The 12,536-nt window shown below is 39.2% G+C and carries 7 protein-coding genes; 2 read left to right on the top strand and 5 right to left on the bottom strand.

Annotated elements, in window-relative coordinates:
- Positions 1-42 precede the first annotated feature (42 nt).
- From PL8927_RS18010 to PL8927_RS17990, 5 genes are all read right to left on the bottom strand, one after another.
- A complete protein-coding gene (locus PL8927_RS18010) occupies positions 43-4,908 on the bottom strand; it encodes a WD40 domain-containing protein (protein WP_083624327.1) in 4,866 nt (1,621 codons plus the stop codon).
- Between the two features lie 327 nt (positions 4,909-5,235).
- On the bottom strand, positions 5,236-6,432 hold the full coding sequence (locus tag PL8927_RS18005) for a hypothetical protein (protein WP_083624324.1): 1,197 nt from the start codon (positions 6,430-6,432) through the stop codon (positions 5,236-5,238).
- Positions 6,433-6,672: 240 nt separating this feature from the next.
- Positions 6,673-7,296, bottom strand: coding sequence for a cytochrome c oxidase subunit 3 (locus tag PL8927_RS18000; RefSeq protein WP_083624321.1), 624 nt, complete (start codon positions 7,294-7,296; stop codon positions 6,673-6,675).
- 78 nt (positions 7,297-7,374) lie between these two features.
- Entirely contained in the window at positions 7,375-9,147 is a 1,773-nt protein-coding gene (ctaD, locus tag PL8927_RS17995; protein WP_083624319.1) for a cytochrome c oxidase subunit I, read from the bottom strand.
- Positions 9,148-9,186: 39 nt separating this feature from the next.
- Positions 9,187-10,224, bottom strand: coding sequence for a cytochrome c oxidase subunit II (locus PL8927_RS17990; RefSeq protein WP_083624316.1), 1,038 nt, complete (start codon positions 10,222-10,224; stop codon positions 9,187-9,189).
- A 359-nt stretch (positions 10,225-10,583) separates the two neighbouring features.
- Between PL8927_RS17990 and PL8927_RS17985 the strand changes: the two genes are divergently transcribed.
- Positions 10,584-11,522: a COX15/CtaA family protein gene (locus PL8927_RS17985; protein WP_083624314.1), complete on the top strand. Its 939-nt coding sequence runs from the start codon at positions 10,584-10,586 to the stop codon at positions 11,520-11,522.
- A gap of 18 nt (positions 11,523-11,540) precedes the next feature.
- Positions 11,541-12,506 carry a heme o synthase gene (locus PL8927_RS17980; RefSeq protein ID WP_083624311.1) on the top strand — a complete coding sequence of 322 codons (966 nt, stop codon included), beginning with the start codon at positions 11,541-11,543 and terminating at the stop codon, positions 12,504-12,506.
- The last annotated feature ends 30 nt before the right edge of the window (positions 12,507-12,536 follow it).

The raw sequence follows: 12,536 nt of genomic DNA, 5'->3' as shown, positions 1-12,536 counted from the left end.
CCTTTTGTAGAGACGTTGTATACAACGTCTCTACTTGCTATTTTAGCGAGAAGTATTAAACGCCTCACAAATTTCTGGATTTCTATCACTAGAATTAGAGCCAGTTTCTAAATAATCATGAAGCTGATTACAAGCTTTTTCTAGTAAGATATTAGGGTTTTGATTCACCTGATTTGTATCAATATTCCAAATACTAATTCGACTAACTTGATTCGGATCTGTTTTTTGAATTCCGACTAAGCTTTTCCCATCCGGGCTAAAATTAACGGATAAAATAGGTTCTAAACTTGGCTTTAAAGTCGTAATTAAACTTCCATTAACATCCCAAAGCTTAATTGTACCATCTGCACTAGCAGAAGCCAAAATTTTACTATTAGGGCTAAAATTAACTTCATAAATTCCTTTCCCATGTTTTCCTAAAACGACTGAAGTTTCAATAGGTTTCCACTTTAAACCCTCCTTTTTCCAAATGGAAATAGATTCTCCATCTTTAGTGGCTGCAATCAATTGACCATCGGGACTAAAATTCATTGAACCAAACCGAATTTGAGCACCTCTTAACTGTGAAATTTGACTCCCCTGATTCACATCCCATAATTTCACAGTTTTATCATTACTTGCTGAAACTAAAATGTTACCATCGGGACTAAAACTCAAATCATTAATTTGGTCTTTATGCTCATCAAATGTTCGCTTTAAAGTTCCATTAATATTCCAAATTCTAATTTTATTGTCATTACTTGCTGTTGCAATTAACTGACCATTCGGACTATAAACCACACTCCAAACAGCAGATGGATGAACAATAGATTTAATTTCTTTACCTTCTAAATTCCAGATTTTGACTGTTCGGTCATCACTCGCTGATGCAATCATTTTTCCATCAGGACTAAAACCGACGTTATTAACAGTATCACGATGACCTTGGAAAGTTTTTTGGACTGTTCCATTTAAAGTCCATAATACAACGACATCATCTTTTTTATCATCTTTGATGCGTAAATCTCGTCCCGGAGAAGCAACCCAATTATTATCTTGACGAGAAAAACTACTACTGTAGATTTTATAGTCTTTCAGTTCAATCATTTTAGGTAATGCTTGTAAACTCCAGATTCTCACAATCCCGTCTTTACTGGCAGAAACTAACCTTTCTTCCTGCTTAGAAAAACTAACTTGATTAATAATATCTTTATGTCCTTGCAGTGTAGAAATTAATGAACCTTCTTTTGTCCAGATTTTAATGGTTGTATCTGTACTTCCCGTTGCAATTAAATGACCATCTCGGCTAAAATCAACAGTATTAACAGCCTGTTGATGTCCCTCTAAAGTTCTAATTAATTCACCTTCACGATTCCATAATTTAACCGTCTTATCATCACTAGCTGATGCAATTATTTGACTATCAGGACTAAAACTAATACTCCAAATTGGTTGGGAATGAGCCTTAATTGTTTTAATCAGCTTCCCTTGACGAGTCCAGAGATTAATAATCCCATCTTCACTCGATGAAGCAATTTGTTGACCATCGGGACTAAAAACAACACTAAGAACTGTTTTTTGATGTCCGTTTAAAGTTTGAATTAATCGACCATCTAAGCTCCAAATTTTAACCGTTTTATCTTTACTTGCGGAAGCAATTTGTTGTCCATCAGGACTAAAACTAACCCATTTGACTTCATCTTTATGTCCTTCCAATGTTCTGATAATTGTTCCATCTTTTGTCCAAAGTTTTATTTTCTTATCCTTACTTGCAGAGGCGATAAGTTGACTATTCGGACTAAAGGTGACAAACCAAACAGAATCCTGATGTCCTTCTAAAGTTTTAATAACTTTACCCTCACGAGTCCATAATTTAATGGTTTTATCATCACTCGCAGAAGCAATCAGTTGATTATCAGGACTGACAGCCACACTTAAAACACTATTTTTTTCATGTCCATCTAAAATATTTTGTTCTTGAATGATTTGAGTGGCGATACCTAATTTACTCAAAGTTTCTTGGTAAATAGAAGATTTATAACTATCAGGTTTTAAAAGTTTACCCGCAATGATAAGTGTTAATAAAGCATCAAGCTGATTATTTTCATTGACCAGAGCCGTATATTTAGTATTTTCATGAGCCAAAATCAACTCTGATTTTTTGGTTTTTAAATCATTAATTCGCCAAAACAGAAAAGAAGAAGACGAAATTATTAAAAATAATAAAAATGCAATCAAGCTCAAAAATTGTTGTCGCAAAAGTTTTTGTTTGTCTAATTCTAGTTGTTGACTTTTTTTTCGAGTTTCTTCTAACTCTTTTAGCAGGTCAGAACTACGATTTTGACGAATTAAACCGACTAAATAATCATGTACCAGTTGATACCGTTCCATCGGAATTTCTGGTAAAATAAAAACTAAACCAGAAAGGACAAAAATCTTCAGAACAGTATCTAAATTTTCATTAATATTTTCAAAATAGTTTGCTAATTCTTTAATTTCTCGAACTAAATCAGCACGAGTTTTTAAGGGACGAGTATTATTTTCATCCGTTAGTAAATAAAGCACTAATTCCGCCAAATTTTTATTGCTTAAACCACAATCTCGAATCACTTCATCTAAATAGTCTTCAACTAACTGTTTTTTTTGTCCCGCTTGTTGATATTGTTTTAACGTGGTAATTTTTTGAGCTTGTAACTGAGAACCCACAACTTGTAATTCTATCGGTCGAATTTCTCCTAAATCTTCTGCTAAATCTTCAACTAATTGATGAATTAGAGCAGGTTCAAGAACAAATTGCGTCCTTTCCGTTAAACTCTGAATCACAGACTTGGCTTCTTCCCGTGTAAAATTCCCAATATAAGCCAAAATATTGCGATCTAAAATATTATTCCCAATAATCTCTAAATAACCTTGACGAGTACATTCTAATAAATAATGTAAATAATCCTCTCGCAAAGATAAAACAATTTTAACATAGGGAATATTTAAACAATCTTTAATAAATTGATAACAGTTTTGTCGTTGTTGATTCTCTTTACAAGCAAAGAAAAATTCCTCAAACTGATCAAAAATAATCACAACCCAGAAATTTTGATTAACTAAGGTTCTAATTTGTTCTAAAATCACTTCTTGATTATTCAGTTCAGAAGAGTTTAATTCAATATTGCTAACCTCTCTAATTCCTTTAGCTAAAGCACGAGAAAACTCCTGATTCAAGTTCGTATAAACTTGAAGTAATACCGGGATAAAGTGACGAGTATCAATGGCAGTTTTTTGTAACTCTGGAATAAAACCAGCTTGCAAAATCGAACTTTTACCGACTCCTGATTGTCCATAAACCACCGTTAACCGACAATCATTGCGTCTAATGCGTTCACCCAACCAATTGACAACCGATAAACGACCAGACGCGGTAATTTCAGGATTAATGGTTTCAGTATGGTTAATTGGAGGTAAACTAGGATTATTAATGCTTTGAATATGTCCGAGTCGTCCGGCTCCGATAAAGGCTCTTAATCTAAATTGTTGCTCAATTTCTCGACGTTTTTGCTTAATTTCATAAGCCATTAAATATTCGCCTTTTTGGAAATATAAATCCTGTAAAAGTTGTAAAATCCGAATATAAAGTTCTGGGTCATAATGTGGTTTGGAGCGAGCTTTCGCTTTTTCTAGAATTTTAATCGCCTCTTGATATTGGTGTAGTTGTTGATGTGCTTGAGCCAGAGTCACCAAATACCATCCCTGATGATAGGAAGTCTCCCAATCTAAAATTAACTGTTCATCAGAGGTTTGGGGATGATAATTTGATAAGGTTTTAGTTAATAAATTTTGAGCCTTTTCTGCTAAAGTTTTTGCTTCATAGGGGGAAGCTTTTGCTAAAGCAACTTCAGCTAAAAAATGATATCCCCGCGCTTCTCGAAAAGGATAAGCATAAATTTGATTATAATGAATCGATTCCTTCGCCACTTTTTCCAATTCTTGCCATTCTTTTAGTCCAAACAAAACATCCGCCAACGCATTAATAAACTTAGCCACTAAATCCCAACGGTTTGCTCGTTTAAAGGTTTGAATGGATTGAGTATAATAACTTTTAGCCTGATGATAAGCAGATGGCTTTTCAGTGGGATGTAAAATTCCATAACTGTGCCACCAAAATCCGACATAAAATAATAATTGACTATAGCGAATTAAATTATTTGTTTGTTGCCAAAGTTCTAAGCTACGTTCATAATGTTGTAACGCAATATGGTTAGAATGATCAGAAACTCGACCCAATACAAATTCTAAACCCGCACCTAGTTCAGTTCCTAATAGTTCTCCTCGTTTCTGTAATTCTTGACGAGCTACTTCTAATTCTTCTCTTAAGGGAGAACCTAACTCTAAATTTAAGCAAGAATTCGTTAAAAAAATACCCGCACCACTATCTAACACGGTAGCAGAAACTTGATCGGCTGTTTGTTGAATAAATTGCAGTAAATCTTCTGTCGTAATTTCAAAAATAATCGCTGTTGACCAACTATAAAAATCAGGAGCTAACCGAATTAAAGCGTGTAACAGAGAATCCGTCACCCACAGCACCAAAGGACAGTGGAATTTCCGGCGAAATTCCTCCCGCATTTGGTTCATAATCTTAATCAAAGTATCCAGTTGTTCGTTTGACTCTAAACCAGATACAATTAAAGCTTGCGGTGGATTTTGTTCGGCTTCAACCGCTTCAACCAAGGCATTATAAATATTAGTTACCTTGGTATCCAGAGTAACAATTTTAATTGCACTAGGGTATTTTTGTTGTAATTGCTGAATTATTTTTTCTCGAACAATTCTATAATTAGAATGAGCTAAAATCAGGGAAAAATCACCATTAAATCTTGCAAAAATTCGATTTAAAGTTTTTAAAGAATCTTGATTAGTTTGTTGTATTTCTTTCATAAAATTTGGGTGTATTCCTCCTCCTAATAATAATGACTGTACTAGAGGCTCTAAATCAGTAGGTAAAACTCTGCCTCAACGGTGCTTCGGGTGTACCTGTAAACTTTTACACCCTAGAATCGTTGATTCTTTTAAGTTGATGGATACCCACTTACTGAGTACAGTGATTGATTCTTCAATTCAGGAACCGGAATGCACCCAAAACTGCGATCTTAGTTTGTTGCTTTTGCAGTTTTCTTAATATTCCCATTCTAACTTGACAGAGAAGACAATGGCATCCCCTAGCTGTCCTCTCTCTTTTTCCGACTAGATATTTTCCTATTGTAGCTAGAGTTGATCTAATTCGTCTGTAACAACACGACGAATGATTTCCGTGACTTCTGCCGCCATTCTAGCATCTAATTCCAATGCTTCTTGAGTAACATCTCCCATATTTTTCACTGGAATTACACCTCTTAAAGTGAGTGCTAAAGTTCGGAATTGAGCCGATTTTCCGTTAGCTTTGGGTAAAGGGTCAATAAACTGTACAAATGCCATATAACAAGCTTCTACAGTTTGCCGAATTTCACTATCTCCATAACCCATTTTAGAAAGAATAACTGGAGCCGTAATCACTTCTTCAATTCCCAAGGTTTCTAACGCAACATCTACATAACGAGCCGTATCTTGACCCATCGCTAAAATTAAACTATTTAACGTTTTTTGCTGAAGGTTTGGCAACTGACATCCTGATGGTAGATAAGCGTGCCATCCTATCAAAGAAATCAAACGAGTCAGATCATAAGCTGAGACAAAATTGTCACCTTTAGGACTGTCTGTAACGGCTTTCATTAGGGTATTTTGAGTAACCCGATCAAAAATGATTGGATTCTGAATTGCAGAAACTTCTCCATAATCTCCTTGGAATTTCAAGGTTGAATTTCCTGTCAATTTTTGAAACCAAATTTCTAAATTAGATCGAGTTTCAAATCGTTTAAAAAGGGTGGCTAAGGCATTAGAACTAGCCAGCTTTTCTTGATAGTTGACAATATCTTGAATTGCTAAATCCAGAGGAAACTTAACGGTTGCATTTTCAGGATCTTTTAAGTCTAAATTTTTAATATCTCCTTCAGGAAAGAGTTGATCAATTTTACTTAAAGTATGAAGAACCGGAATAATTTTAGTAGAACTCCAAAATTGGGCGGTTTTAAGCGGATTTCTCCCTAACCAAATAGTCTTGAGTTCTCCGGCTTCAAATTTCCCTAGACTAATACAAGCTTCCTCAATTTGAGGATGGAGAAAATCTAAACCTTGTTGATCAATATAAGGAATTTTCCCTAAAACGGGATAGGAACTATATTGTAACGGTCTGCGGGTTAAATATTGAGGATAATCAGGAATCTTATTTTGATAGGGAGACTGTTCAATTCCTCGATCTAAAAAGGCAAGTTTCTCAGAATTAGCTCCGACTTTACGCTCAATTTGCAGAAAATTATCAAACACTTGTTTTCTGTTTTTAGCTTGTTCTAAACGATAGTTATTCATCAATGATGCCTCTTTAGTTAGTTTTAGAGTAATTGTCAGAACTCTGAGAATATAACAATGATCCACAAAGTTCACCTTTTTCTTAACTGATAACTGATAACTGATTTCACAATATCCAGATTATCCTTTTCTGTTTCAAAGGTTTCAGGGAATTAATCTTAATCATATTCATCTCTACCCCAAATTGCCAATAAAAAAACCCCGTAGGGGGTTTGAGGATAATATTGATTTGATGAAGATTTACAACAAATACAACAAAATAAACAGAATAATCCAAACCACATCAACAAAGTGCCAATATAATTCCGCCGCTTCCGGGCCAAAATGGGATTCTTTGCTGTAGTGAGTGGCTTTGCGTCCCCGCCACAACACCGCTAAAATTAACAAGATTCCAAAGGTGACGTGCAACCCGTGAAACCCCGTTAACACATAGAAAGAACTGGCGTATAAATTAGTCGTTAATCCAAAGGCTAACTGACTATATTCATAAGCTTGACCGCTTAAGAAGGTTAACCCCATAATCGCCGTTGCAATAAACCAATTCCGCAAACCCGCAGTATCATTTTTCTTAATAGCAATTGTCCCTTGATTCATGACAAAACTACTCGAAATCAGAACTACGGTATTAATCGCCGGAAGTAATAATTCTCGTTCAGTCCCTTCCGGGGGCCAAACGGGTGACATGGCTCGATAAATCAGATAGGCAGAGAATAAGCCTAAAAAGATCATACTCTCTGCAATCAGGAAGACAACCACGCCCAACATTCGCAGATCGGGGTGTTCTTGATGTTCATGTCCAGAGGCGGTAGCCTCTTGTTCATATCCAAGAACGGTTTGAGACTCGTTAATTGCTGAACCTTGCATGAATTGAGTTAATAAAAGGGAACAGGGAACAGGGAACAGGGAACAGGGAAGAAATTAATTCCGAGTTCTCGATGTTATTTAATGACTAGGATCATTAATGTCTTTTTCGGGTTCAACAACCGTTGTTGAACGGTCGTCTGTAAATACTGTAGAAGATTTGGCTTCAGACATAGGAACACCGACTTCTTTGGGGCGGCTTCCGGCCATTTGTTTTAACCGTTGACGAATGGCTAGGGTTTTGCGACTTCCGTAGTCATAGGGCCCAGTTTTGAGAACGGGAGTAACGAGGAAGTTTTCAATTGGCGGAGGAGAAGACGTCATCCATTCTAAGGTTAAAGCTTCCCAAGGATTATCAGGAGCTTTAGGCCCTTTGAACCAACTCCAAGCCGCATTAATTAAGAAGGGGATAGTCGAAACGGCCAGAATATAACTGCCTACGGTACAGACCTGATTTAACGTGGTGAATTGGGGGTCATACATGGCCACCCGACGAGGCATTCCTTGTAATCCTAAAGCGTGCATGGGCATAAAGGTCATATTCGTACCCACGAACGTCAGAACAAAGTGAACAATTCCCCAGGGTTCGTTCATCATCCGTCCCGTCATTTTTGGGAACCAATGATAAATCGCGGAAAACACGCCAAACACTGCACCCCCAAACAGAACATAGTGGAAGTGCGCCACGATGAAATAGGTATCGTGAACGTGAATATCAAAGGGAACCGACGCCACCATAATTCCGGTGACACCGCCCATCACGAAGGTAGAAATAAACCCCATCGCAAATAGCATGGCGCTATTCAGACGCAGTTTACCGCCCCAAATCGTTGCTAACCAGCCAAAAACCTTGATTCCAGTGGGGACAGCAATGATCATCGTCGTGATCATAAAAAACATCCGTAACCAACCCGGAGTTCCACTGGTAAACATATGGTGTGCCCAGACAATTAAGCCTAAAAAACTAATGGCTAAACTGGAATAGGCGATCGCTTGATATCCAAAAATCGGTTTCCGAGCATGAACCGGCAGAACATCGGAAATTACCCCAAAAAAGGGTAAAACCATGATGTAGACGGCTGGATGGGAATAAAACCAGAATAAGTGTTGATAAACAACGGGATCACCGCCCCCAGTGGGGTTAAAGAAACTGGTTCCCGCGAGTAAATCAAAAGACAGCAGAATTAACGCCGCAGCGAGTACCGGAGTAGACAGCAGAATTAACGCAGACGTGGCGATCATTGCCCAACACAATAGAGGCATATCGTTGAGCCCCATTGTAGGAATTCGCATTTTGAAAATCGTCACCGCGAAGTTTAATCCCCCCAAAATCGAAGAAGTTCCCAACAATAAAACGCTGAGAATCCAAATTTCTTCTCCAACTTGGCCCGACAATATACTCAGAGGCGGATAGGATGTCCAACCCGCTTTAGGCGCTTCAAATAAGAAACTCCCTAATAACAGCGTCCCACCGGGAGGAATTAACCAAAAGGCAACGGCATTCAACCGGGGAAACGCCATGTCTCTGGCCCCAATCATTAAGGGGATCAAATAGTTGGCTAATCCCGCACCCGCCGGAACGATCCACAGAAAGATCATTACAGTTCCGTGTACCGTAAATAAGCTGTTGTAGAGTTCAGGACTGACAAAATCAGGATCGGGGGTTGCTAGTTCGGTACGAACGGCCGTTGCTAAAGCACCCCCGACTAAATAAAAGAAAAAGGCCGTCACCAGATATTGAATCCCGATGACTTTGTGATCGTGACTAAAACCAAAATAATCTTGCCAACGTCGTTCCTGCTCATGATCAGGTTTAGGAACATTAGCGGTGAGATCCAGTTGTGCTTGTGCCATTTTATCAGTTATCAGTTATCAGTTATCAGTTATCAGTTATCAGTTATCAGTGTTAGAAACAAAATCAAGATTTTGTTGACTCAAAGCAACAGTCAACTGTCTCATCACTGATAACTGTTCACTGTTGACTGATAACTGATTTTCGTTGACATAGGGTGCTAGAAATTCACCATCGGGTAATTCTGCGGGATTGATGGCAACGGCTTGTTGTAGGTTGGTTGCGCTGGCAACGGCATTTTCAGCCACCCAAGCCGCATAATCTTCTGGGGTATCGACAATCATTTGCGATCGCATTGCCCCATGATAGCCACCACACAACTCGGCACAGACAACGGGATAGGTTCCCAGCTTAGTGGGTGTAAATCGCAATTCTGTGATCCGACCGGGAATCGTATCTTGCTTTAAGCGCAATTGCGGAATCCAAAAGGCATGGATTACATCTTGGGCGGTCATGTTTAATTGCACTTCTTGACCAACGGGGACATGAAGTTCTCCGGCGGTAATACCTGTCTCTTTGTAGTTAAAAATCCAGGCAAACTGTAACCCAGTCACATCCACATTAACGGCGGCGATTTTCCCTTCTTGAGCGGGAGATGCGCCGATCCCCAAGGCGATTTGGGTAAATTCTGGGGGCTGCTGGCCGTCGATTAATGGGGCTGCGATCGCCGATCCATTCATTTTGCCGTGGGCGTGCATAGAATGTTGACCCGAAGCCATCGGATCAAGGCCGCCCATGTTGTTATAGATTTCAAAACTATAAATACCAATCCCCAAAACGATAACCGCCGGGATCGCTGTCCAGACAATTTCTAGGGGAATATTGCCGTGAATGGGAGTCGCATCGGTTGTGTCATCTTTTTTGCGACGAAATTTAATTAAAGATACCAGTAACACTCCTTCGACTAGAAGCACTAACCCAAAGCTAATGGTCATCATCAGGTTAAATAACCCATCGACTTCAGCCGCTTCTGCGGAGGCTGCAACCGGTAATAAATTATGGTTTTGACCATACCAGAGACTGACGAGAGTAATCCCGATCCCTACTAGCAAAGTCAAAATTGAACTTGGAATGATCACGCCTATTCCTCCTTATTGAGCATTTCCAACACAGAGATCGGATAGGAAGATGCTGTCTATTTACACGCTTGTTTAATCTTAGTAGCTGGTTGAGAAACCTGAACACCAGGGTTTATTTTCTGGCTAAAACCCTACATCTACCGTAAAGCAAATCACAAATCCCTGAATCGATACTGAATTATCTTTTGGATTTTCTTTAGAATTGCATTGGGGGTTGACGGTTGACCGTCAACAATTAACGCAAAATCAGAAAACTTCCTAAAAGTCTGTTCATCTTGGGATTGCATCGTTAACTTAGATAAGTACAATCAACCATCATGCTTTAATCATTGCAGTCTCAAGTTAAATGGGTGGAACTCATGGCCAATACTGTCCTTAACGATGCCAGTTTATCAACCACACAGACGGGAGAGATCGGATCTCTCGCCCAGAATATGATTCGGCGTTTAGTCTGGAAACTGAGTATTGCCACGTTACTGTTAATGGCCGTTGGCAGTGCTACGCGAGTCATGAATGCTGGACTGGCTTGTCCTGACTGGCCGTTATGTTATGGGGAGTTTATCCCCGCAGCCCAGATGAATGTTCAAGTCTTCTTGGAGTGGTTTCATCGTCTTGATGCTGCTGGAATTGGATTCGGTACAATAGTCCTTGTGGGGTTATCCGGGTGGTACAGACGGGAGTTACCCCAATGGCTCCCTTGGGCTTCCCTCTTCGCCTTAGCTTTAATCGTGTTTCAAGGCGTTTTAGGGGGACTCACGGTTACACAACTGTTACGTTTTGATATTGTTACCGCCCATTTAGGAACTGCTTTACTGTTTTTCTCAACCTTGCTGATTATCGGTTGTCTTCTCTTACCCTATCAAGGTACGGTCAATGTGGGAAAGCTAACTGGGATGAGTATTACCGCAGCAATTTTAGTTTACTTCCAAAGTATTTTAGGAGCGTTAGTCGGTTCTCAATGGGCTTTACATCAATGTTTTGGGTCTTCTCAACTCTGTACTGTGATGAATAGCCATATTATTGGGGTTGTTCCTCCCACTCTAGTCACATTAACCCTAATTATTTTCGCTTGGCGAACTTCTGCTTTGCATCCCTTACTCAGAAAATTAGCAACTATCGCAGGAGCTTGTTTAGTGGCTCAAATTCTTTTAGGGGTGGCAACGTTTTACTTGCGTTTACAAGTCGAACCCCTCACCGTTGCCCATCAAGCGATGGGAGCGACACTTCTCGGAACTCTAGTTTGTTTTAGCACTTTAGCACTGCGAGATCGACAGTTATCCGTAATTAGTAATCAGTAATCAGTGAGGAATTTTTTCATGCAAGAAGTGATTCAAACCAACGTCTCCCGACACCATGAGAATGTTTTACAAGTGGTGCAAAGTTATTATCAATTGACCAAGCCTAGAATTATTCTATTGTTGTTAATTACAACGGCTGCGGGAATGTGGTTAGCGGCTAAAGGAGAGGTTGATCCCTTATTGTTATTGGTAACATTAACGGGGGGGGCTTTAGCGTCGGGTTCTGCTAATACGATTAACTGTTTGTATGACCGAGATATTGATTACATTATGGAACGGACTCGCTGGCGTCCGCTACCATCGGGTCGTGTTAAACCCCTGGATGCTTTAATTTTTGCGATCGCTCTTGCGATTACTTCATTTGTCTTACTGACGGTTTTTGCAAACTTATTAACGGCGTTATTAGCTTTATCGGGAATTGTTTTTTATGTCCTGATCTATACCCATTGGTTAAAACGCCATAGCGTTCAAAATATTGTCATTGGAGGCGCGGCTGGAGCGATTCCTCCGTTAGTGGGATGGGCTGCTGTTACCGGAGATTTAAGTTGGTCTGCTTGGCTATTATTTACGATCATTTTTCTCTGGACACCGCCTCATTTTTGGGCATTAGCCATGATGATTCGAGATGAATATAAGGAAGTCGGGGTTCCAATGTTACCTGTAATTGAAGGGGATGAAACTACTGCTAAACAAATCTGGATTTATAGCTTAATTCTGATTCCTTCTACCTTATTGTTGGTTTATCCGTTACATACGAGTGGTTTTGTTTATGCGATAATTGCCTTGATTTTAGGAGGGATTTTCTTACAAAAAGCTTGGCTATTATTACAAACTCCCTCGGAACGAAATACAGCGCGATCGCTGTTTAAATATTCCATTCTCTATTTGATGCTATTGTGTGCGGCAATGGTGGTTGATAGTTTACCCATTACCCGTGAGATGGTAATGGCATTGAGTGAATCTTTGCCTCTGGGACTGATGTAAAAACCAGAAATTGCCCGCACCCTGCGGGCT

The organism is Planktothrix serta PCC 8927 (assembly GCF_900010725.2).
Classification (GTDB): domain Bacteria; phylum Cyanobacteriota; class Cyanobacteriia; order Cyanobacteriales; family Microcoleaceae; genus Planktothrix; species Planktothrix serta.
This window is presented reverse-complemented; position numbering and strand designations above follow the sequence as displayed.